Source organism: Halomonas faecis (assembly GCF_010993975.1).
GTDB lineage: Bacteria > Pseudomonadota > Gammaproteobacteria > Pseudomonadales > Halomonadaceae > Halomonas > Halomonas faecis.
On record NZ_JAACZO010000001.1, the window covers coordinates 36,966 to 59,465 of the forward strand.

22 protein-coding genes and 1 riboswitch are annotated in these 22,500 nt (G+C 65.3%); of the genes, 15 read left to right on the plus strand and 7 right to left on the minus strand.

All coding sequences use genetic code 11. The annotated features are described in order from the left end of the window. Positions 1-212 precede the first annotated feature (212 nt). From GFD32_RS00155 to GFD32_RS00170, 4 genes are all read left to right on the plus strand, one after another. A complete protein-coding gene (locus GFD32_RS00155) occupies positions 213-665 on the plus strand; it encodes a hypothetical protein (protein ID WP_163574108.1) in 453 nt (150 codons plus the stop codon). 235 nt (positions 666-900) lie between these two features. Then, positions 901-1,884 carry a TRAP transporter substrate-binding protein gene (locus GFD32_RS00160; RefSeq protein WP_163574110.1) on the plus strand — a complete coding sequence of 328 codons (984 nt, stop codon included), beginning with the start codon at positions 901-903 and terminating at the stop codon, positions 1,882-1,884. 9 nt (positions 1,885-1,893) lie between these two features. Next, entirely contained in the window at positions 1,894-2,460 is a 567-nt protein-coding gene (locus tag GFD32_RS00165; RefSeq protein WP_163574112.1) for a TRAP transporter small permease, read from the plus strand. Next, entirely contained in the window at positions 2,457-3,722 is a 1,266-nt protein-coding gene (locus tag GFD32_RS00170; protein WP_163574113.1) for a TRAP transporter large permease, read from the plus strand. The genes GFD32_RS00165 and GFD32_RS00170 overlap by 4 nt, the downstream gene beginning before the upstream one ends. Positions 3,723-3,728: 6 nt before the next feature. Here the strand turns inward: GFD32_RS00170 and GFD32_RS00175 are convergent, their stop codons facing one another. Next, complete coding sequence (locus GFD32_RS00175; protein ID WP_163574115.1) at positions 3,729-4,613, minus strand: DMT family transporter; 885 nt, start codon at positions 4,611-4,613, stop codon at positions 3,729-3,731. A gap of 110 nt (positions 4,614-4,723) precedes the next feature. Here GFD32_RS00175 and GFD32_RS00180 point away from each other — a divergent pair, with 110 nt between their 5' ends. The 6 genes from GFD32_RS00180 (at position 4,724) to GFD32_RS00205 (ending at position 10,431) form a co-directional block, all read left to right on the plus strand. Next, positions 4,724-5,626: a LysR substrate-binding domain-containing protein gene (locus tag GFD32_RS00180; protein ID WP_163574383.1), complete on the plus strand. Its 903-nt coding sequence runs from the start codon at positions 4,724-4,726 to the stop codon at positions 5,624-5,626. A 56-nt stretch (positions 5,627-5,682) separates the two neighbouring features. Beyond that, positions 5,683-7,164: a protein adenylyltransferase SelO gene (locus GFD32_RS00185; RefSeq protein WP_163574117.1), complete on the plus strand. Its 1,482-nt coding sequence runs from the start codon at positions 5,683-5,685 to the stop codon at positions 7,162-7,164. 247 nt (positions 7,165-7,411) lie between these two features. After that, the gene (locus tag GFD32_RS00190; protein ID WP_163574118.1) at positions 7,412-8,269 is read left to right on the plus strand and encodes an ABC transporter substrate-binding protein; all 858 of its coding nucleotides are present in this window, start codon (positions 7,412-7,414) and stop codon (positions 8,267-8,269) included. 61 nt (positions 8,270-8,330) lie between these two features. Continuing rightward, a complete protein-coding gene (locus GFD32_RS00195) occupies positions 8,331-8,999 on the plus strand; it encodes an amino acid ABC transporter permease (protein ID WP_163574120.1) in 669 nt (222 codons plus the stop codon). Positions 9,000-9,018: 19 nt separating this feature from the next. Then, positions 9,019-9,759, plus strand: a complete 741-nt coding sequence (locus tag GFD32_RS00200) for an amino acid ABC transporter ATP-binding protein (RefSeq protein ID WP_163574122.1) — start codon at positions 9,019-9,021, stop codon at positions 9,757-9,759. Positions 9,760-9,762: 3 nt separating this feature from the next. After that, positions 9,763-10,431, plus strand: a complete 669-nt coding sequence (locus GFD32_RS00205) for an amino acid ABC transporter permease (RefSeq protein WP_163574124.1) — start codon at positions 9,763-9,765, stop codon at positions 10,429-10,431. A 166-nt stretch (positions 10,432-10,597) separates the two neighbouring features. Here GFD32_RS00205 and katG read toward each other — a convergent pair whose 3' ends face one another. Together katG and GFD32_RS00215 are read right to left on the minus strand one after the other, a co-directional pair. Beyond that, complete coding sequence (katG, locus tag GFD32_RS00210) at positions 10,598-12,781, minus strand: catalase/peroxidase HPI (RefSeq protein WP_163574126.1); 2,184 nt, start codon at positions 12,779-12,781, stop codon at positions 10,598-10,600. Positions 12,782-13,013: 232 nt separating this feature from the next. Further along, positions 13,014-13,961 carry a LysR family transcriptional regulator gene (locus tag GFD32_RS00215; RefSeq protein WP_163574128.1) on the minus strand — a complete coding sequence of 316 codons (948 nt, stop codon included), beginning with the start codon at positions 13,959-13,961 and terminating at the stop codon, positions 13,014-13,016. A 187-nt stretch (positions 13,962-14,148) separates the two neighbouring features. Between GFD32_RS00215 and GFD32_RS00220 the strand changes: the two genes are divergently transcribed. Together GFD32_RS00220 and GFD32_RS00225 are read left to right on the plus strand one after the other, a co-directional pair. Continuing rightward, positions 14,149-15,648, plus strand: a complete 1,500-nt coding sequence (locus tag GFD32_RS00220; protein WP_163574130.1) for a CoA-acylating methylmalonate-semialdehyde dehydrogenase — start codon at positions 14,149-14,151, stop codon at positions 15,646-15,648. A gap of 153 nt (positions 15,649-15,801) precedes the next feature. After that, positions 15,802-16,401, plus strand: a complete 600-nt coding sequence (locus tag GFD32_RS00225) for a peroxidase-related enzyme (RefSeq protein WP_163574132.1) — start codon at positions 15,802-15,804, stop codon at positions 16,399-16,401. Between the two features lie 16 nt (positions 16,402-16,417). Here GFD32_RS00225 and GFD32_RS00230 read toward each other — a convergent pair whose 3' ends face one another. Then, complete coding sequence (locus GFD32_RS00230) at positions 16,418-17,104, minus strand: hypothetical protein (RefSeq protein WP_163574134.1); 687 nt, start codon at positions 17,102-17,104, stop codon at positions 16,418-16,420. Between the two features lie 146 nt (positions 17,105-17,250). Further along, a riboswitch (TPP riboswitch) is annotated at positions 17,251-17,367 on the plus strand. On the opposite strand from GFD32_RS00230, the gene GFD32_RS00235 reads away from it, so the two are divergent. Further along, the gene (locus GFD32_RS00235; RefSeq protein ID WP_163574136.1) at positions 17,357-18,745 is read left to right on the plus strand and encodes an SLC5/6 family protein; all 1,389 of its coding nucleotides are present in this window, start codon (positions 17,357-17,359) and stop codon (positions 18,743-18,745) included. (Overlaps the previous riboswitch by 11 nt.) Before the next feature lie 6 nt (positions 18,746-18,751). Here the strand turns inward: GFD32_RS00235 and GFD32_RS00240 are convergent, their stop codons facing one another. Continuing rightward, complete coding sequence (locus tag GFD32_RS00240) at positions 18,752-19,426, minus strand: hypothetical protein (protein ID WP_163574138.1); 675 nt, start codon at positions 19,424-19,426, stop codon at positions 18,752-18,754. Between the two features lie 150 nt (positions 19,427-19,576). On the opposite strand from GFD32_RS00240, the gene ilvD reads away from it, so the two are divergent. After that, a complete protein-coding gene (gene ilvD, locus GFD32_RS00245) occupies positions 19,577-21,265 on the plus strand; it encodes a dihydroxy-acid dehydratase (RefSeq protein WP_163574140.1) in 1,689 nt (562 codons plus the stop codon). Positions 21,266-21,269: 4 nt separating this feature from the next. On the opposite strand, the gene GFD32_RS00250 is transcribed toward ilvD, so the two are convergent. After that, positions 21,270-21,653: a DUF5362 family protein gene (locus tag GFD32_RS00250; protein ID WP_163574141.1), complete on the minus strand. Its 384-nt coding sequence runs from the start codon at positions 21,651-21,653 to the stop codon at positions 21,270-21,272. A 187-nt stretch (positions 21,654-21,840) separates the two neighbouring features. On the opposite strand from GFD32_RS00250, the gene GFD32_RS00255 reads away from it, so the two are divergent. Beyond that, a complete protein-coding gene (locus tag GFD32_RS00255) occupies positions 21,841-22,029 on the plus strand; it encodes a hypothetical protein (protein WP_163574143.1) in 189 nt (62 codons plus the stop codon). Positions 22,030-22,153: 124 nt separating this feature from the next. Here the strand turns inward: GFD32_RS00255 and GFD32_RS20035 are convergent, their stop codons facing one another. Beyond that, positions 22,154-22,468 (minus strand): XRE family transcriptional regulator, encoded by a 315-nt coding sequence (locus GFD32_RS20035; RefSeq protein ID WP_320416203.1) that lies wholly within the window; start codon positions 22,466-22,468, stop codon positions 22,154-22,156. Between the last annotated feature and the right edge of the window lie 32 nt (positions 22,469-22,500).

Genomic DNA, 22,500 nt, shown 5'->3' on the forward strand with positions numbered 1-22,500 from the left:
CGGCCCCTTGTTACGGAACCGCCGTCCAACCGGGAGTGAAACGGATAGCCGTCTGTGCACGTACCGTTCGGGCAGCTCAATCAGTTCGTGGGGCGAGGAGACCTGGGGCAGGACTAGAGGACGGTCCGCTCGGGGAAAACTGCATGAACTATGCTGAGGGCACGGGCCCGCGTGGCCTTTGCATTCATTGGAACGCATACGGGAGGTATGTCATGAAACTACCGACCATCCTTGGCCATGGAACGCTGCACCTGCTGCCCGCCGCGCTGCTGGTTGCGGCGGCCCCTGCGCTGGCCGCCGAGGGCCACGACCTGACCTTCGCCGGCGACGGCACCTTCAACACGCCCCACGGCGGCCAGACGGTCGAGGTGGCGGTGTATGACGTCACGGCGGGCGAGGTGGTGGCCACCGAATCCACCACCGTGGAGCAGACAGAGGATCCGGCGTTCTCCGTCAGCTTCGAGGGCGTTCTCGAGGCGGGCAGGCTCTACGACGTGCACTACTGGATCGATTCCAACTTCGGCGAGGGCAGCGAGGGCCGCTGCGATCCGGTGAGCGTCGATCACCAGTGGCGCGTGGCGCTGACGGACGTCAGCGAAGCGCTCGATCTCGAGGTGGGCCACGACCCCTCCGCGCAGGCGCCCGTCTGCACCAGCTTCGAGTGATGCTCCGGCCGCCGGGCCCGTGAAAGGGCCGGCGCTGTCGGCTTTCCGCGATTCCGCCTCGACGCGTTGCTTCTCCCCCTTGCCTGCGCCAAGGCCGGTAGGGCGGAGAGGCAGCGTAGGCCATGGCGCCGGCGTACCAGGTGCCATCAACGCCTGGCTTGCGGTACGCTCTGGGGTTCATAACGAATGAGCGCGGCCCCGCGCCGCCGTGCTGGACAGACAAGGGAACCCTGCCATGAACCGCATCAAGACGTTGACCCTGGCCGTGGTCGCCACCGCCCTGGCCGCCTCCTCGCTCTCCGCCCAGGCGCGGGAATTCCGCTTGGGGCTGATCACCCCGCCGCAGCACCTGTGGTCCACCGAGGCCGAGGCCTTCGCCGAGACGCTCGCTGAGCGTTCCGACGGCGAGCACAGCGTCAGCGTGTTCCCGGCCCAGCAACTGGGCAACGAGGCGCAGATGGTCCAGCAGTTGCAGACCGGCGCGCTGGACATGGCGTTTCTGACCATCGCCGAGATTTCCAACCGCATTCCCGACTTCGGTGCGCTTTACGCTCCCTACCTGGTCGATGACGTCGACCATGCGGCGGCGCTGCTGCGCTCCGACACCGCCGGCGAGCTCCTCGAACTGATGCCCCAGGGCGTGGGCCTGGTGGGGATGGGGTACGGCATGGTGGGCATGCGCCAGGTGCTCAGCCGCGAGCCCATCGAGAGCGCCGAGGGTCTCGAAGGCATGCGCCTGCGCATCACCCCCTTCGAGCCGATTCGCGACTTCTACACGGCCACCGGTGCCGCCCCCGAGCCGATGCCGCTGCTCGAAGTCTACGATGCCCTGGCCAACGGCCAGGTGGACGCCATCGACATGGACTTCGATTCCATCCTGATCCTCAAATTCTACGAGCAGGCCGAGAATCTGCTGATCTCCAATCACATGATGTTTCCCATGGTTGGCGTAGTCTCCGGCCGCGTGTGGCGCGAGCTCGACGAGTCGGATCGCGAGCTGATCGAGACGACCATGTCGGAGCATCTGGAGAACGTGCTGACCGGCTTCCAGGAGATGGACGCCGCTCAGGAGGAGGAAATTCGTCAGCTCGACCTGAACATCGTCGAGGCCGACGCCGAGTTCTTCTCCGAGGCCATCGACGAGTGGGAGGCCACCTGGGCCGAGAAAGCGCCGATGCTCGAGGCGCTGCGCGAGGAAGCCGAGCAGCTGCGCCAGTAAGGGGAGCCGATGCTGTCGCACCTCTCCGGCCGCCTGGCCCGCCTGGAGGAGATCGCCGCCGCCACTCTGGCAGCGGCGGTCACCCTGCTGATCCTGCTCAACGTGGCCTTTCGGGCCGCGGGCAGTCCGCTCTACTGGGTCAGCGAACTGGCCATCTATGCCATGATCTGGATGACCTTCCTGATCGCTGCGGCGGTGCTCAAGCGACGTCAGGGCATCGCCGTGACGCTGCTCGCCGATGCCCTCCCCCAGGCGGCACGCCGCTGGCTCGAGGCCTTCGTCGACGCCGTCGTACTGCTCTTCGCCGTGCTGCTGCTGTGGCTATGCTGGCGCTGGTACCAACCGCTGACCCTCGCCCGACTGGGCTTCGACCTCCAGGCGTTCCAGGGTGAGACCTTCAATTTCATCTATGCCGAGAACACCCAGACCCTGGGGGTGCGCAAGTTCTGGGTGTGGCTGATCGTGCCGTGGTTCGCGGTGTCGCTCACCCTTCATGGCCTGGTCAATCTGGGCAAGACCCTGCGCAGGCTGCGCGAACCCCAGACGGCTTCCGCTCCCCCGGGGACTGGCCCATGACCATTGCCGCCTTCGTCCTGCTGTTGTTCGGGGGCGTGCCCATCGCCCTGGTGTTGGGACTCACTGCCATGGTGTACATCCAGGCGTCGGACAATACGGTGCTGTTCGAGTCCTACCCCCAACAGCTGTTTTCTGCCATCGAGAGCTACGGCCTGCTGGCGATCCCGCTGTTCATGCTGGCCGGCGAGCTGATGAACGAGGGCGGCGTCACGCGGCGCTTGATCGACCTGGCGCGACTGCTGGTGGGTGGCTTTCGCGGGGGGCTCGCCTACATCAATCTGGTGGCCAACATGATGATGGCCTCCATCGTCGGTTCGGCCGCCTCGCAGATCGCCATCATGTCGCGGGCCATGGTGCCGGCCATGGAGGCCGAGGGCTACGACCGTCCTTATAGCGCGGCGATCACCGCCGCTGGCGGGCTGCTCTCGCCGATCATCCCCCCCTCGATGCTGTTCGTGCTGTTCGGGGTCATGGCCCAGGTGCCGATCGCCGAGATGTTCATCGCTGGCATTCTGCCGGGGCTGCTGCTGGGGCTGACCTTCTTTCTGGCCATTGCCGTGGTGGGCATCCGTCAGCAGTATCCCAAGGGTCGCTGGCCGAGCCGTTCCGAGGCGCGTCGGGCGCTGGTGATGGGGCTGCCGGCGCTCGGCATTCCGCTGATCATCATCGGCGGCATCCTGCTGGGAGTGGCCACGCCCACCGAGTCGGCGGCGCTGGCCTCGCTCGCCGCGCTGCTGCTGGGGCGTTTCCTCTACGGCGAACTGCGCCTGGCGTGCCTGCCGGCGGTGCTGCAGCGCACGGCGATGAACGCCGGGCTGGTGATCATGCTCATCGCCGCCGCCGGCGTGTTCGGCTGGGTGGTGACCTACGAGCGCCTACCGCAGCTCGCGGCAGCGGGAATCGCCGCCTTGACCACCGATCCGTTCCTGTTCCTGCTGCTGCTGGTGGGCGTGCTGCTGCTGGTGGGCATGATCATCGACGGCATTGCCGCGCTGATTCTGGTGGTGCCCATCCTGCTGCCCATCGCCGAGCAACAGTTCGGCGTGAGCCCCTATCAGTTCGGGGTGGTGGTGTGCCTGACTCTGGTGCTGGGCCTGCTGACGCCACCGGTGGGGGCGGGGCTCTACATCGCCTCGTCGATGACCGGCACGCCACCCCTGCGCATCTTTCGCGCGCTGCTGCCGTTCCTGCTGGCGAGCCTGGCCACCCTGGTGCTGCTGGCCTGGCAGCCGTGGCTGACCGAGTGGCTCATCTCGCGCTGAGGGCCGTCACCGGCTGGCCGTCAGGCTCCCAGCCACCACCAACAGTGCGGCTACCGGCAGGCGCCAGTCCGGGGTCGTCACTCCGCTCACTACCAGGAACAGGGTGGCGAGTACCGGTACGCCGTGGGCCAGGTTGCCCAGGTGCCGACCATTGGGCGCTTTCAGGGCGTAGTCCCAGGCCAGCATGGCGATGCCGTAGGGGCCCAGGCCCAGGGCCGCCATGGCCAGCAACGCCGGAGCCGAGGGCATCTCGCTGACGCCTTCCAGCAGCAAGCTGGCGCTGCCGGTGAGCACGCTGGCGATGAGCAGCAGGTGCGGCATGCGCTCGCCGAGGCGCCAGCCGGGCACCTGGCAGGCCAGCGAATAAAGCGCCCAGCAGAGGGCTGCCGCTAGCGCCAGCAGGTAGCCGTGCCAGGCGCCGGAGAAGCCGCCCGCCATGGCTTGCGGAAGCACCAGCAGGGCACCCCCCGAGAATGCCAGGCCGGTACCGGCCAGCGTGGCCGGTGACAGCCGCCGCCGCGCCAGCCACTGGCTCGCCAGCAGGAAGAGGACCGGCCAGGTGTAGGTGATCAGTGCCGCCTCGGCGGCCGGTGCCAAGGAGAGGCTGGCGAAGCAGGCGCCCACGGCACCGGCCACCAGTAGCGAAACCCCGCCGTACACCGCCACGCCATGCCGATTCGCCAGGGGCGGTTCGGTCCGCCGCCGGCGCTGTGCCATGGGCAGGGTGCCTAGTGCGCCGGCCAGCAACGCCAGTGCCGAAAGCCTCAGGGGAGGAACGCTTCCGGCAGCGGCCACCAGCAGCGGCACCAAGGCCCACAGCACGACCGCCAGTCCGGCCGCGCCGGCGCCATGCCACGTCGTTCGGGTGAGCCGTGGAGTTTGCAGCTGCATGGTGGCTACCTCCTGTGTCGGGGGGGGGTGGCGTCGCCATGCTAGCCGGTCCACAATCATCACGATAACGATCGTTCTTGATGTCATTGATCAATGATGGTGATGAATTCATGCGTGCGCCGACCCTCGACCTTGGCCTGCTGCGTACCCTGGTGGCCGTGGCCGATACCGGCAGCGTGACGGCAGCGGCACGCCGCCTGGCCTATACCCAGTCCACCGTGAGCATGCAGCTCGGTCGTCTGGAGAGCCTGCTGGACGTTTCCCTGCACGAGCGACAAGGCCGGCGCATTCGCTTCACGGCCGAGGGGGAGCGGTTGCTGGGGCATGCGCGTCGGCTGCTGGCGCTCAACGACGAGGCGCTGGCCGACATGCGCACGCGGCGGATCACCGGCGAGCTGAACCTGGGCATTCCCGAGGACTATGCGCCGCTGCTCACCGCGGTGTTCACATACTTCCACCAGCTCTATCCCGACGTGGGACTGCAGGTGGCGTGTGGCACCAGTGCCGATCTCGTCGAGCGGGTGCGCGCCGACGAGCTGGACATGGCGCTGGTGACGCGTCAGCGTCGCTCACCGGGTGGCGAGGTGATCCGTCGCGAGCCGCTGGCCTGGGCCGTGGGGCTGGAACGCCAGCCCTCGCTCTCGGACCCACTGCCGCTGGCGCTCTACTCGCCGGGGGCCGACCTGTTCCGCGAGGTGGCGGAAGAGGCGCTGGCCGCGGCGGGGCGGGACTGGCGGGTGGCCTACACCAGTCAGTCCATGGCCGGGCTGGCGCCGGTGGTGCAGGCGGGGCTGGCCATCGTGGTGGTCACTCGCAGCATGCTCGGCCCTCAGCTGCGGGCGCTGGACGAAACCAGCGGCCTGCCGCCGCTGCCCGCCGTGGAGCTGGCCTTGCACCGCGCGGCGCGGCGACCCACCGAGCCGGCCCGGCGGCTGGCCGAGCTGATCCGGGAAGAGCTGTCGCCAAGGGACGTGAACGGAACGGCGATGCCGGCTCGAAGACTCCAATCCTGACCGTTATACTCGGGTATCCACTCATCGGCCGTGCAGGCCCGACGATCGGAGTCGCCATGTTTCCCGAGTTCACCCTGCGCTATGCCCGCCTGCCCGAGCGTTTCTTCCTGCGCTTCGAGCCCGTACCGGTGCCCGAACCGCGACTGGTGGCTTTCAACCGGCCGCTGGCCGAAGAACTGGACTTCGACCTGGGCCGCTTCGCTGCCGAGGAGGCGGCGACGTGGCTTTCCGGCAACGTGGTGCCGGAAGGCGCCGAGCCCATTGCCCAGGCCTACGCCGGGCATCAGTTCGGCCAGTTCAATCCGCGCCTGGGCGACGGTCGTGCGGTACTGCTCGGCGAAGTGACCGACCGTGAGGGCCGGCTGCGCGACATCCAGCTCAAGGGGGCGGGGATGACGCCATTCTCGCGGGGTGCCGACGGACGCGCGCCGCTGGGCCCGGTGCTGCGCGAGTACCTGGTCAGCGAGGCGATGCATGCGCTGGGCGTGCCCACCACTCGCGCGCTGGCCGCGGTGACCACCGGCGAGCGGGTGTTCCGCCGAGTGCCGGAGCCCGGTGCGGTGTTGACGCGGGTGGCCGCGAGCCACCTGCGCGTGGGGACCTTCCAGTACTTCGCCGCGCGCGGCGACGTCGAAGCGGTGCGTACCCTGGCCGACATGGCCATCGAGCGCCACTACCCACGCTTGCTGGAGTCGACCGCCGCCGAGCCCGCCGGGGAGCGCTACCTGGCGCTGCTCGAGGCCATGGCGAATCGCCAGGCGGCGCTGGTGGCCCAGTGGATGGGGCTGGGTTTCATCCACGGAGTGATGAATACCGACAATTGCGCCATCGCCGGCGAGACCCTCGACTACGGCCCCTGTGCCTTCATGGAGGCCTACTCGCCGACCACGGTGTTCAGCTCCATCGACGAGGAGGGCCGCTATGCCTATCGCAACCAGCCGTGGATCGCCCAGTGGAACCTGGCGCGCTTCGCCGAGACGCTGATTCCGCTGATCGACGACGATCAGCACGCGGCCATCGACAAGGCTACCCAGGTCATCGAGGCGTACGAGCCGCGCTATGAGGCCGAATGGCTGACGGTGATGCGTGCCAAGCTGGGTCTGGCAACGCAAGAGGAGGGCGACCGCGAACTGGCCGAGGGCTTCCTCGAGACGCTGCAGACTGGCCGCGCCGATTTCACCCTGGGCTTTCGCCGCCTGGCCGAGGCGGTGGAGTCGGATGCCCCTGGTCTGCTCGAGCTCTTCGAGCGCGCCGAGGGCATCGAGCGCTGGCTGCCGCGCTGGCGCCAGCGTCTGGCAAGCGAGGCGGTGACGGCGCACGAGATCGTCGCCCGGCTCGAAGCCGCGAATCCGCTCTATATTCCTCGCAACCACCAGGTGCAGGCGGTGATCGATGCCGCCGAGCAGGACGACTTCGGCCCCTTCGAGACACTGCGCGAGGTATTGGCCGCGCCCTTCTCCCAGCAGTCCGGCCGTGAGGCCCATGCCCGGCCGGCCGAGCCGGCCGAACGGGTGTTGCGCACCTTCTGCGGCACTTGAGCTGGGGGCCGGGTGGCGGCTTTGCGGGCCACGTTCGGTGCGCTTCACGAAGCTTGGGTGAGTGGCGGTTCCTGCAGGCCATGGGTACGGTAATGGCTGGTGTCGTCCTGCCCGCACTCGACGCGATACTCCCGTTGGAGGGGGCTCGAACTGGCTCCATGGCACCCTCGGCGATTTGACAGCCGTGAAAAGGGGCACTCATATTGACGTGGCGGAATAATAAAACTCACCAACACGCGAGAATGTCATGAAAGGAATAAAAGCATCGCTTCTGCCTGCCGCCCTGATGGGAACCCTGGTCATCGGCAGCGGGCTGGCCACGACGGCCTCTGCACAGGACCCCTACACGGTTGGTGTTGAGGCCTCCTTCCCGCCCTGGGCCTATGTGGAGGGGGGAGAATTCAAGGGCATTGCCATCGACGCCATGGAGGCGATTGCCGAGGAGGTCGGCATCGAGATCGAGTTCCAGGACATGCCTTTCCCGTCTCTGATTCCGGCACTGGCGGCGGAGAAGATCGATATCCTCGCCACTGGCCTCACCGTCACCGAAGAGCGTAGCGAAAACATCGATTTCACCATCCCCTGGTGGGAAACCAACGATGTGGTGTTGGTGCCCGAAGACTCCGACCTCAATGTCTTTACCGCCGTATGCTGCGGGGCCCGCATTGGCGTTCAGGGCGGCTCTTCACAGCAGGCCTGGATGGAAGAGAACGTGGTGAACTCCAGTGATATCGACGTCGAGCTGGCCAAGTACGACAATTACGTCACCGCCGTGGACGACATGGCGATCGGTCGTATCTCCTCGGTCATCGTCGACGATACCTCTGCCCAGGAGTACATCAACGCTGGCAAGCCGGTGAAGATGGCGGGCAAGATATTTATCCGCGCACCACTGGCGCTGGCGGTATCCAAGGGCGATCCTCAGGAGATCCTCGGTGACCTCAACCAGGGGATCCTAGCCATCTATGAGTCCGGCGAGTGGGGCGAGATTGTCGACGACTACATCCCCGGTGTCACCGTTCCTGCCATTCCGGGGCACATGCCCGCTTTCGTCGACACCTACCAGAAACCGGTGGCCGGTCTTCCCGAGCTGGGTAACGAATGAGTCGCCGTGACATGGGCGCCCTTCCATCAGGGAGGGCGCCCGTCACGTCAGGGAAGTCGGCATGGATATCTACGACGTACTGCTACGCGATTTCCCCTTCCTGCTGAAGGGGTTGGGGGTGGCCATCGTGCTGTTGGCCGCCCTGTTGGCGATCGGTTTCGTGCTGGGCATGGCGATCTGCCTGGTGCAGCTCTATGGCCCCAGGACCCGGCTGATACAGTGGCCGCTCACGCTCTACGAGCGTGTCTTCCGGGGCGTGCCGATCATCATCATGCTGTTCATCTTCTTCTATGGCCTCTCGGGTATTGTCGATATCTCGGCCTTCGGCGCCGCCGTATTGGCCATGGGGTTGCGTTCGGCAGCCTACCAGTCGCAGATATTCCGTAGTGCCTTCCAGTCGGTGCCAACCGGGCAGATGATGGCCGCCCGTGCCATGGGCATGTCCAAGGTCAAGGCGATCCGCCACATCGTTTTTCCTCAGGCGGCGCGGCATGCCATCGGTCCCTGGACCAACGAGTTCTCCTCGGAGATCAAGGAGACCTCCCTGGCCTACGTCATCGGGGTGGTCGAGCTGACCCGCCAGGCGCACTACATCATTACCAGCACCCAGGGCAACGTGTTGACGGTATTCGCCGTGGTGGCGCTGCTGTACTTCATCCTCAATCGGACAGGCAACAGCCTGTTGTATGCCCTTGAGCGCAAGCTGGCCGTGCCGGGCTTCGAAAAATGATGCGAAAGGAACGCCGATAATGGCCGACGATCTGATTCTGGACGTGCAGGATGTAAAGAAGGCTTACGACGGCCTCGAGGTGCTCAAGGGCATCGGCTTCAGTCTGAAAAAGGGTGAGACCAAGGTGCTGATCGGTCCCTCTGGCTCCGGCAAGAGCACCCTGCTGCGCTGTATCAATCACCTGACGGTGCCGGATGCCGGGCGCATCTATCTCAACGGCGATGAGGTGCTGGATTCCAACATCGACGCCATGCGGGCGCGGATGGGGTTCGTCTTCCAGGACTTCAATCTCTTCTCTCATCTGACGGTGCTCGACAACGTGCGTATCTGCCAGATCAAGGTCAATGGCACGGATAAGGAAACCGCTACCCAGCGGGCGCATCGTGAACTGGAGCGGGTCGGCCTGGGTGACAAGGCCGACGCCTATCCCGCCGAGCTCTCCGGTGGCCAGCAGCAACGCGTCTCCATTGCCCGGGCCTTGGCGATGGACCCCGACGTACTGCTGTTCGACGAGCCTACCTCGGCGCTGGACCCGGAGTTGACCGGCGAGGTGGTGAGGGTGATGCAGCAACTGGCCGTCGAGGGCATGACCATGGTGGTGGTCACTCACGAGATGAGCTTCGCGAGGCAGGCCGCCGATGAGATCATCTTCATGGAGAACGGCGTCATCGTCGAGCAGGGGCCTCCGGAGTCCATGTTCAACGACTCCACTCACGAGCGGACCCGGGCCTTCCTCAACGTCATTGCGGAGCACGGGTGAGCCATGCGGGAATTCATCGAATTCGGCATCGAGTGGTTGCCGGAGCTTCTCAAGGGTGTACCGGTCACGCTGTCGCTATGGGTGATCGCCATCACGCTGGGCTTTTTCCTGGGGTTGGTACTCTGCTGGGCCAGGGTCTACGGCAATCGGCTCTTCTATTGGATCAGCACCGTCTACGTGGAGCTGTTTCGCGGCACGCCCATGTTGGTGCAGATGTTCTTCATCTACCTGGGATTGCCCCACGTAGGCATCGTGTTCGACGCCTTCACCGCCGCGGTGATCGCGATCACCCTTAACAGTGCGGCCTACCAGGCCGAGTACTTCCGCGGTTCGGTGCTGTCGGTGCCCAAGGGACAGCTGGTGGCGGCACGGGCATGCGGGATGACCCAGTGGCAGGCGATTCGCCATATCATGCTGCCTCAGGCGCTACGCCGGGTGATCCCGCAATGGTCCAACGAGGCGATCATCGAGCTCAAGTTCACTTCCATCGCCTATGCCATCGGCGTGGTGGAGATCACCTCCATTGCCTCGGATATCGGTTCGCGCACCCTGGATTTCTTCCTGGTCTTTCTCTGGGCAGGGCTGATTTATCTGGTGCTCACTTCCACGGTGGCGAGTCTGCTGGGGCTCCTCGAGAGGCGGACTTACGTACCGGGGGTGACCAGCCACTGAGCGATCAGGGGAGGCTGAGTGAAGTGCCGGGGAGAGTAGCGGCACAGAAGGACGCCAAGGCCGTCGAGTGCCTCTCCATGCAGTGCGGAACCGAAGACGAAAAAACGCCCGGGTGTCAGTTCACAGGCACCCGGGCGTTTCCATGCTGCCAGGCATGGCGTTTGGCTTATGACACTGCCACTTTCTCCAGATCGAAGCGATCGGCGTTCATCACCTTGGTCCAGGCCTTGACGAAGTCCTTGACGAACTTCTCCTGGTTGTCGTCCTGGGCGTACACCTCGGCGTAGGAGCGCAGGATGGAGTTGGAACCGAACACCAGGTCGATGCGGGTGGCGGTCCACTTCACCTGATCGCTCTGGCGGTCGCGGATCTCGTAGGCACCGTTGCCGGCCGGCTTCCAGGCGTTGTTCATGTCGGTCAGATTGACGAAGAAGTCGTTGGTCAACTGGCCTTCACGGTTGGTGAACACGCCGTGCTTGGTGCCTCCGTGGTTGGTGCCCAGCATGCGCATGCCGCCGATCAGCACGGTCATCTCGGGAGCGGTAAGCCCCATCAGCTGAGCGCGGTCGAGCAGCATCTCCTCGGGCTTTACCACGTAATCCTTCTTCTGCCAGTTGCGGAAGCCATCGGCCAGCGGCTCCAGATACTGGAAGGAGTCGGCATCGGTCATTTCGTCGCTGGCGTCGCCACGCCCCGGCGAGAAGGGAACGAGGACGTCGTGGCCGGCAGCCTTGGCGGCCTGCTCGATGCCCACGCTACCGCCCAGTACGATGATGTCGGCCACGCTGGCACCGGTATCGGCGGCAATCCGCTCGTAAACCGTCAGTACCTTGGCCAGACGCTCCGGCTCGTTGCCCTCCCAGTCCTTCTGTGGGGCCAGGCGAATGCGCGCGCCGTTGGCACCGCCGCGCATGTCGGAGCCGCGGAAGGTCCGCGCGCTGTCCCAGGCGGTGCTGACCATCTCACCGATGGACAGACCGCTCTCGGCGATTTTCTGCTTGGCTGCCTCGACGGAGTAGTCGGTGCTGCCGGCCGGTACCGGGTCCTGCCAAATCAGGTCTTCTTCCGGGGCTTCCGGGCCTATGTAGCGCGACTTTGGCCCCATGTCACGGTGGATCAGCTTGAACCAGGCTCGCGCGAAGCAGTCCTTGAAGTACTCGGGATCCTGGCGGAACGCGTCCAGGATCTTCCGGTAGTCAGGGTGCACCTTCATCGCCATGTCGGCGTCGGTCATGATGGGATTGTGGCGAATGGAGGGATCGCTGGCATCGACCGGCTTGTCCTCCTCCTTCATGTCCACCGGTTCCCACTGGTTGGCGCCGGCGGGGCTCTTCTTCAGCTCCCACTCATGATCGAGAAGGGCATCGAAGTAGCCCATGTCGAACTGGGTTGGGTTCTTGGTCCAGGCGCCCTCGATGCCGGAGGTCACCGCCCTGGAGGCCTTGCCCTGCATGTTGGGGTTGGACCAGCCGAGGCCTTGTTCCTCGACGTCGGCCGCTTCGGGCTCTGCGCCCAGGGCTTCTGCATCGCCGTTGCCGTGGCATTTGCCGACGGTGTGGCCGCCAACGGTCAGCGCCGCAGTCTCCTCGTCGTTCATCGCCATGCGGGCGAAGGTTTCGCGGACCTGTTCGGCGGTCTTCATGGGATCCGGCTGGCCGTTGACGCCTTCCGGGTTGACGTAGATCAGGCCCATCTGCACCGCGGCCAGCGGGTTTTCCATGGTGTCGGGCTTGTCGACGTTCCCGTAGCGCTCGTCGGAGGGGGCCAGCCACTCCTTCTCGGCGCCCCAGTAGATGTCCTTCTCGGGGTGCCAGATGTCTTCGCGGCCGAAGGAGAAGCCGAAGGTCTTCAGGCCCATGGATTCGTAGGCGACGTTACCGGCCAGGATGATCAGGTCGGCCCAACTGATCTTGTTGCCGTACTTCTTCTTGATCGGCCACAACAGCCGGCGTGCCTTGTCGAGGCTGGCGTTGTCAGGCCAGGAGTTGATGGGGGCGAAGCGCTGGTTGCCGGTGCCGCCACCGCCGCGGCCGTCGGCTACGCGATAAGTGCCCGCCGCGTGCCAGGACATGCGGATGAACAGGCCGCCGTAATGCCCCCAGTCGGCCGGCCACCATGATTGGCTATCGGTCATCAGGGCGTGCATGTCCTTCTTCAGCGCCTCGAAGTCGAGCTTCTTGACCTCCTGGCGGTAGTCGAAGTCCTCGCCCATCGGGTCGGTCTTACGGTCGTGCTGATGGAGGATGTCCAGGTTCAGGGCTTCCGGCCACCAGTCCAGGCTGTCGCTGCCTTCCGCGGTGTTGGCGCCGTGCATCACTGGGCATTTGCCTGCCGTGTTTTGTTCGCTCATGGTGTTCTCCCGGTTTTGAGGCTGTATGGCGTTTTGGCCAATAAACGAGCGTGCCTTCTGTTGCCGTCGATCGAAGTGGGGATGCGGCGACTGATCAGGCCTCGCGGCATCTCGTCTACCTTTCGACAAGTTACCTTGCGCTGACTCTCCGCCTCAATGTGGTATTCATGAAGGTTGCGATAGGTATTACTTATCGCCGATGCGAACGGGCATGCCCGAGTCTTGCGGTGCTTCAGGGAGGGGTGGCGATCAGGTTCAGCGTTTCGGCCTCGCCCATCAGGAAACCACGGTTGATCTCCAGCGCTTCGCGCAAGAAGTCCCACAACAGACGAACGCGGGCCAGCTGGCGCTGCTCCTGACGGGCGGTGATCCAGAACTGTCGCACCACTTCGACCTCTCCGCACAGCACGTTGACTAGCGAAGCCGTGGGGGTGGCCATGAAACAGGGCAGTACCGCCAGCCCGGCACCGTGAAGGCAGGCGGCGTGCTGGGTGGTCACGCTGGTGCTGCGCATGGCGAAATGCGGGCCGGGGTGGCCGACCACCGCCGGGTCGAGTAGGGGATCGAGGTAATTGAGCTGCTCGCTGAAGATCAGGTCGTCGACGTAGCCGATCAGCCGGTGGTGGCTCAGTTGGGCCACGTCTTTGGGAACGCCGTGGCGAGCGAGATAGTCGTGACTGGCGTAGAGACGCAGGCGGTAGTCGCACAGCCGCGAGATCACCAGGCCGGGGCTTGCCGGGCGCTCGACGGTGATGGCCAGATCCGCTTCGTGGCGGCTCAGGTTGACCACCCGCGGCAGGGCGAGCAGATCCAGGGTGATGCCGGGGTGTCGCTCGCAGAAGGCCGAGAGCAGCGGGGCGATCACCCAGGTGCCGAAACCCTCGGTCACCCCAAGCCGAATCTGGCCGCTGATCTGGTGATTCTTGTCGGTGAGGTTCTCGCTGGCCTCGAAAGCATGGCGGGCCATTTCTTCGGCATGGGCGAGCAGCTGCTGGCCGGCTTCGGTCAGGTGGTAGCCGTGGGTGCTACGCTCGAAGAGCTGGGTGTTGAGCTGCCGTTCGAAGCGACGCGTACGCCGGGAAAGCGTCGAGTGGTCGAGCCCCAGGCGGCGGGCGGCATCGGTCAGGCGCTGGCTGCGCGCCACCTCGAGGAAGATGTGGATGTCCTGCCAGTCGAGCATGAGGTGGCTCCCGAGCGTGTTGTGCGTGAGTACACAAGCAATGTGCCTGAGTGCCCGTTGTCACGCCATCCGACGTCTGGATAGACTCGATGTTAACTCACTTCGTGTTTTTATACACATAAAGTCTAATCGCACGCCGTGTCGCCACAACAACCTCAAGATCGTCTCGAAAGAGGAGCACGCCATTATGTCCGTTCGCGAAATTCCCATGTACATCGACGGCCAGGCCGTCCCGTCCCAGAGCGGGGACTGGCGCGACGTGGTCAATCCGGCCAACCAGGAAGTGGTCGCCCGGGTACCGTTCTGCACTGCCGATGAAGTGGAGCGTGCCGTGGCCAGTGCCAAGGCGGCCTTCAAGGAGTGGCGCAAGGTGCCGCTGGCCAAGCGCATGCGCATCATGCTCAAGCTCCAGGCGCTGATCCGCGACAATACCGACGAGCTGGCCGCGCTGATCACCGAGGAACACGGCAAGACGCTGCCCGATGCCGCCGGCGAAGTGGGGCGTGGTCTGGAAGTGGTCGAGCATGCCTGCTCGATCACCAGCCTGCAGCTGGGCGAGCTGGCCGAGAACGCTGCCAGCGAAGTGGACGTCTACACCATGCACCAGCCGCTGGGCGTGGGCGCCGGCATCACCGCCTTCAACTTTCCCATCATGCTGCCCTGCTTCATGTTCCCGCTGGCCATCGCCACGGGCAACACCTTCGTGCTCAAGCCCTCCGAGCAAGACCCGAGCTCGACCATGCGGCTGGTCGAGCTGGCCCATGAGGCCGGTGTGCCCGCGGGTGTGCTCAACGTCGTTCATGGCGGTCCGGATGTGGCCAACCAGATCGCCGATCACACCGACATCAAGGCGCTCTCCTTCATCGGTTCCACCCACGTGGGCTCGCTGCTCTACGATCGCGCCGCTGCCGCCGGCAAGCGCATGCAGTCGATGATGGGCGCCAAGAACCACTGCGTGGTGATGCCCGACGCCAACCGCAGCCAGGCCATCAACAACCTGCTCGGCTCCGCTTTCGGTGCCGCCGGCCAGCGCTGCATGGCCAATTCCGTGGTCGTGCTGGTGGGCGATGCCCGCGAATGGCTGGATGACATCGTCGAGGGTGCACGCAACATGAAGGTGGGGCCCGGCACGCAGCGCGATGCCGATCTCGGCCCGCTGGTATCGCCGGCGGCCAAGGAGCGCGTGGAGCGGCTGATCGCCACCGGTGAGCAGGAAGGCGCCCGGTTGCTGGTGGACGGTCGCGGCTGCCAGGTGGAGGGCTACCTGAACGGCAACTTCGTCGGCCCCACGTTGTTCGCCGATGTGACCGCCGAAATGACCATCTACCGCGAGGAGATCTTCGGGCCGGTGTTGTGCGTGGTGAGCGTCGATACCCTCGACGAGGCGATTGAGTTCATCAACGCCAATCCCAACGGCAACGGCACTTCCATCTTCACCAATTCCGGCTGGGTGGCGCGCCGCTTCGAGACCGACATCGACGTCGGCCAGGTGGGGATCAACGTGCCGATTCCGGTGCCGGTGGCCTATTTCAGCTTCACTGGCTCCCGCGCTTCCAAGCTGGGCGACCTGGGTCCCAACGGCAAGCAGGCCATCGCTTTCTGGACCCAGACCAAGACCGTCACCGCCCGCTGGTTCGAGCCCGAGAACGTTTCCAGCGGCATCAACAGCACCATCTCGCTGAGCTGACTGTTACCGCTCAGCGGCACCACAGCCCCGCCTCGCCAGAGGCGGGGCCGTTTCGTTGCGGCGCGACTAATACCCAGGGTGTATGGACACGAGATTGACGTTGACGTTAACTGGAATGATGTTGCCCGAACAATCACAATGCCAGGAGCCGTCATGACCGCCGCCATCAGCCGCTTTCCGATTCCCGAGAGCCTAGAGGACCTGCCCGTCGACGTACGCGATGCCATTCTCGCCGTGCAGGAGAAGGCCGGCTTCGTGCCCAACGTCTTTCTGATGCTGGCCCATCGACCGGACGAGTTCCGTGCTTTCTTCGCCTACCACGATGCGCTGATGGAGCGGGAGTCGGACACCCTCACCAAAGCCGAAAAGGAGATGATCGTGGTGGCCACCAGCGCCCGCAATCGCTGCCTCTACTGCGTGGTGGCCCATGGCGCGCTGGTACGCATCTACAGTAAGAACCCGCTGCTCGCCGACCAGGTCGCGGTCAACCACCGCACCGCGCCGCTCGGCGAGCGGCACCGCGTGATGCTCGATTTCGCTGTGTACTGTGGTCTGGAAGTGGGGGAGCTCGACGATGAATGGGAAATGCGCCTGATCGAGGTGGGGTTCACCCGCGACGACATCTGGGACATCGGTGCCATTGCCGCTTTCTTTGCCCTCTCCAATCGCCTGGTCTCGTTGACCGGCACGCCGCCCAACCCGGAGTTCTACCTGATGGGGCGGGTGCCGCGGGAGAAGCCGGCAGCGCAATAGCGGGGCAACGCCCTGCTTAGCGCTTGGCGGCTAGCTGGCACTCTTCCAGCAATTGCAGCACCGGCGCCAGCTGACTGATGTGCAGGACCAGCAGCGTGTCGCCACTGGCCCCATGGGTGGGGGCCACCACGGCGAACTCGCCCTCTTCGACGTGGAACTCGTGAATCTCGCGAGGGCCGTCGGGGGTTTCGCAGAAGATGGAGCGGTAGGTGTCGTCCTCGCCGTAAGTGAGGCGGTGATAGACCTTGAAGAACGTATACAGGTAGAGACCCTGCTCGAAGGCAGGCCAGCGTGCGGGACTCCTGCGTGTCTCCTCATCGAGGTGCTGACCGCAGGCTTCGGTGCGAGCGATGGCCTCGGCCAGCGGCTGGGCCAGCAGGGAGGTGGCGTCGTCCTGAGGCAGCGGCTGCTGGGTCTCGAAGGCGCGTTGATAGCGCTGGGTCACGCTCTCGAAGTCGCTCAGCGAGGCGATGCGGTGGTCGCTGTGCTCGAGGTCCGCCGGTTCGAAGCCACCATTTTCCCACCCATGAATGATCCGTACCCAGAGCTTTGCTTCATCCATGGGCTGCCGGATCAGCGCCTCGATGGCCACGCGCAGGTGCAGCAGGCGTTCGATGACCTCGTTGCCGAAGGCGGTGTAGGGCTCGGCGAAGATGTCGTGCAATCGCCCGGAGGCGTGTTCCTTGGCTTCGGAGTAGGACATGGCGGTCTCGGTGTCGTTGGCGTGCGACAGGCATTTAAAAGGGAGTATGACCATTGGTGCTGGCTGATGGAAGCCTGAGTGGCCTTTACAGTGACATCGTCTCGGCCGAAGATGAGCGTCCCGGCACTGCCGGGCCAGCATTCATTCACTGTCGCCAGGGGAGTCTCGGCCATTGAGAGGCCGGAGACTGAGAAAGCGCCATGCGCTGACCCTGGAACCTGATCCGGTTGATACCGGCGGAGGAAGTGCGACATGCCCTACCTGACGTCTGCCGTGCTCGGCGCGGCGCTCTTGTGCTTTGCGGTTCTGGGGCTGCGGGCGCGCCGCGCCGATGGCCCCCTCGACGACTATGTGACGGCACGGAATTCCCAGGGTGCGCAGACCCTCGGGCTGTCGTTCCTTGCCTCCGGAATGGGCGCCTGGATTCTCTTCGCTCCGCCGGAAATCGGCGCCTTCGTGGGCCCGTTGGCGCTGGCCGGCTATGCCATCGGTTCGGCACTGCCGTTCATCGTGCTGGGGCTCTATGGGCCGGCCATTCGGCGCCGCCTGCCGGAAGGGCGCAGCATCGGCGAGTTCGCCGAGGCTTGCTATGGGGCCGGCGTGCGCCGCTGGGTGTCGCTGGTGTCGATCCTCTACATGGCCTGCTTCCTGGCAGCGGAGCTGACCGCCATCGGCTCGATCACCGCGCTGCTCTCCGACGTGCCGCCGAGCCTGGTGATCATCGGTGTGGCCGTGACCACGCTGCTCTACACCGCAGTGGGTGGGTTGCGCGCGAGCCTGGCGACCGATCGCTGGCAGGCATGGCTGCTGATCGTCCTGCTGCTGGTGGTGGGGGGTGTGGCGCTAGTGCGGCTGCCTGCGATGCCCGACGCCGCGGCACTGCCGTCGGTTGCCGTCGGCAGTGCCCTGGGCGTGGCGCTGACCCTGATCATCGCCGTGACGGCGGCCAACCTCTTTCATCAGGGCTACTGGCAGCGGGTGTGGGCGGCCAGGGACGATCGGGCGTTGGGGCGTGGTGCCTGGCTGGGCGGGGGTACCACCGTGCTGGTCGTGGCGCTGGTCGGCGGGCTGGGCATGCTGGCCGCCATGAGCGGCGTGGCGTTGGGCGACCCGCCGATTCCCTTCTTCGCGCTGCTTTCCGAGGCGCCAGGATGGCTCGCCCTACCGGCACTGGTACTGGCGGTGACCCTGGTGGCCTCCAGTGTGGATACCCTGCAGAACGGTATCGCTTCGCTGGCCGTGACCGGCAGTGGCCGCAGAGGGTTGGCGATCAGCGGGGCCCGCTGGGTCACCCTGGTGCTGATGGTGCCGGTGGTGGTCGTGGCGCTGCAGGGGCTGTCGGTGTTGCGTCTGTTTCTGATCGCCGACCTGCTGTGCGCGGCCATCGTGGTGCCAGTGCTGCTGGGACTGTGGCGACGCATGAGCCCGCTGGCTGCCGTGGCCGGCGGCGTGGCGGGCATGGCCGGCGCCGTGCTACCGGGCTGGGTGGCCCAGGGCAGTCTGGCGGCTGGCCTGGTGGCGGCCAGCTTCCCCGGCGGGGTGCCGACGCTGCCGCCTTTCCTGGGGGCGCTGGTGGCTTCCACGCTGGTCAGCGTGTCGATCGCCTGGGGCAGGCCGGCGTGCCGCCAGGCGGTTCATTGAGGTGGCTTACTGAGACAGTGCCGAGCCCATCATGTCTTCGAAAGTCTGGGCATCTTCGGGCAGCTCGAAGCGTGCCGTGTCGGGGCTCTCGCCGCTGAGCGAGGTCAGGCGGAAGCGGTCGCCGAAGCGCAACAGGCCCAGCTCACGTTCGGCGAGGGCGGCCGCAACGGCATCCGCTTCACCGGTCATCGACTGCTGGTAGGCGTCGAAGCCGGCCGAGAGTTCGCGCACTCGGGCGTCGTCGCTGAGCACCAGTTCGTTGTCGTGGCGGTTGCCGGCCTTGTCCGTCCAGGACATGCGGTAGAGTTCGCCCTCGACGCCCGCCACGGTTTCGGTCTCGCCCGTGGCCTCCAGCGAATTGACCTCGCTGGCCTGTTCATCGGCCATGGGGGTTTCGGCTCCGGCATCACCCGCCATGCCTTCCGCCATTTCCCTGAGCTTGGCCATTTCCATGATCACGGTCTGTCCCTGCATGTCGCTGACCATGTAGCCCTTGCCGTCCTTGAGCAGCATAAAGCCGGCCTGGGACTGGTCAGGGAAATCCATGCGCAGGTCGTCTCCCGCCCAGCTCACTTCCACAACGGCATGATTCTGGCCGCTACCGCTTTCCATGGTGGCCGTGCCGTCGGCGAGGGCGGGCAGGGCGGTGGCCATCAGCAGGCCGGTGATGAGAGGTCGCATAGCGTCTCCTGTGTCTTCTCGAGATGGTGGGTACCCAGCCTAGCAGCCAAACGTCAGCGTTTGACCCCTGTATTTCGACGGGGGAGTTGTCAGGCGGCGTTCGGGCAGCCACCCTCAGAGGATTCCCTGACCGAACCGAGGAGGCCGCCCATGAGCGATACCCCGAAGGACTCACGCCGTCGTCACTCCGCTCCGGTGGTGGATGGCCCCGGCAAGGCGGCCAGTCGCGCCATGCTGCGTGCGGTGGGCTTCACCGACAGCGACTTCACCAAGCCCCAGGTGGGTATCGCCTCCACCTGGAGCAATCTCACCCCTTGCAACAGTCATATCGGCGAGCTGGCCGAGCAGGCTTGTCGCGGCGCCGACGGTGCCGGCGGCAAGGGAGTGATCTTCAACACCATCACCATCTCCGACGGCATCGCCAACGGTACCGAGGGCATGAAGTACTCGCTGGTCTCGCGGGAGGTGATCGCCGACTCCATCGAGACGGTGGCCGGCTGCGAGGGCTTCGATGGCGTGGTGGCGATCGGTGGCTGCGACAAGAACATGCCGGGCTGCCTGATGGGCCTGGCGCGGCTCGATCGGCCGAGCGTCTTCGTCTATGGCGGCACCATCCTGCCCGGCAAGGGACATACCGACATCGTTTCGGTATTCGAGGCCATGGGCGCCCACAGCCGCGGCGATATCGATCGGATCGAGCTCAAGCAGATCGAGGAGACGGCGATTCCCGGTCCCGGCTCCTGCGGCGGTATGTACACCGCCAACACCATGGCGTCGGCCATCGAGGCGCTGGGCATGAGCCTGCCCGGCAGTTCGGCGCAGAACGCCGTTTCCGAGGACAAGCGTGCCGATTGCGAGGCGGCCGGCGCCGCGGTGCTCGAGCTGCTCGAACGCGACCTCAAGCCCTCCGATATCATGACTCGGGAGGCCTTCGAGAACGCCATCACCGTAGTGATCGCCCTGGGCGGCTCCACCAACGCCGTACTGCACCTGATCGCCATGGCCCGCACCATCGGGGTGGCTCTCGCTCTGGGCGACTTCACCGCCATCGGTAAGCGCGTACCGGTGCTCGCCGACCTGCGCCCCAGCGGTCATTACATGATGAGCGAGCTGGTGGCCATCGGCGGCATCCAGCCACTGATGAAAACGCTGCTCGATGCCGGCCTGCTCCACGGCGACTGCCTGACGGTGACGGGGAAGACGCTCGCCGAGAATCTGGCCGATGTCGCCCCCTATCCCGATGACCAGCGAATCATCGCGGCGCTGGATCACCCCGTGAAGGCCGAGAGCCATCTGCGCATGCTCTACGGCAATCTGGCGCCGGAAGGGGCGGTGGCCAAGATCACCGGCAAGGAGGGGACCCGCTTCTTCGGCACGGCACGGGTGTTCGGTTCCGAGGAGGAGGCCCAGGCACGTATCAACGACGGCACCGTGGTGGCCGGCGACGTGGTGGTGATTCGCTACGAGGGGCCGCGCGGTGGACCCGGCATGCGCGAGATGCTCACTCCCACCTCGGCGATCATGGGGCGTGGCTTGGGCGACGAGGTGGCGTTGATCACCGACGGCCGCTTTTCAGGCGGCAGCCACGGTTTCGTGGTGGGTCACGTCACCCCGGAAGCCTTCGACGGCGGCCCGCTGGCTCTGGTTGAGGACGGCGACACCATCACCATCGATGCCATGGCCGACACCATCGACGTCGACCTCTCCGACGAGGAACTGATGCGCCGCCGCGCCGCCTGGCGTCAGCCGGCGCCGCGTTACGCTCGTGGCGTGCTGGCCAAGTACGCTCGGTTGGTCAGTTCGGCCAGCACCGGGGCGGTAACGGATCAGTGGGAGTGACGGCTCACCAGTTGCCCATGCCGCCGTGGCCGCCCATGATGCCGAAGCCCATGCCAGCAATGCCCATCAGCATGCCGAGCACGGCGAAGATCAGGTAGATCAGGATCAGTACGCCGAAGATGGTGAAGTAGGTCTTCAGCTTGCTCATGGCGTACTTCATTTCGTGTGCATCGCTGCCGGTGTAGACGCGATGGGTGGCTCCGGCGGCTTGCATCAGTACCACGCCGGCCCAGATGGGAATCCATGCCACGATCAGGCCGATGATGGAGAGTGCGGTCATGATGCCCGAAAGGATCAGCATCACACCGGTCAGTTGCATCCAGAACTTGCCGCGGTAGAGCGGCTCGATGAGATTGCGCAGGGACTCCTGGGAGGCGTCCTTGTCCATGGTCATGCTCCTTGTCGATAGGGAATGGCGTTGCCTACGCCATTTTACCATCTGTCGAAGCGGTTCTGCCTCAGCACGGCTCCCGAATGGGTCCGGCAGGGGTTGGCAATCCCCCGAACGTTTGGCTAGCGTGAGAGGGGCAACCATGCCGGTGGTGCCCGGCTCCGTTTCCGAATCGGGAGGGAGAATGCCCAAAGCGAGCAACAAGCAAGCACGCATCGAGCCCATCTACGATGTCGACGGTATCCACCACAATGTCACCGGGTGGAACGTCGTCGACGAGACGGAACCCGAGAACGAGGTCGTTGTCTCCCAGCACGACAGCAAGAAGGATGCCGTGCAGGCAGCCGAAGCCTACGAGCAGCGCGAGAACTGACCCGGCATCCACTGGCTCGGGCCGGTGTCAGTCACTCCCGTGGCCATTCCGCTCGATAAAAACCCGAGCACGCCTCGTCGTACGGACGAGGCGTTTCGTCATGGGGCGGCCGTGAGAGGGCTGGCTAGTGCGGAGCGCCGTCCGGGTCGATGGTGCGATAGACCAGGCGCAGCTCGTCCAGCGAGAGATGTTCGAGGCGACCGGAGAGCAGGTCGCTGATCTTCTGCACCGGCAGGCCGGCGCGGCGGGCGATGTCGCGACTGCCGAGGTCGGAAACCGCGATCAGCCGGGTAACGATGCGCATGAGGCGTGTACGTTTTTCCAGATCCCTGACGTCGAGGTCAGGGCAACTAGGCGGAGGTTCGCTGCGCTCCGCGCTGGGGATCGGACGTGCCGTACTCATGTTGCTCCAGTGAGGAAATGACGACCTCCACATCATGGAAGGAAAGCGGCATTTTTTCCAGCCCTGTC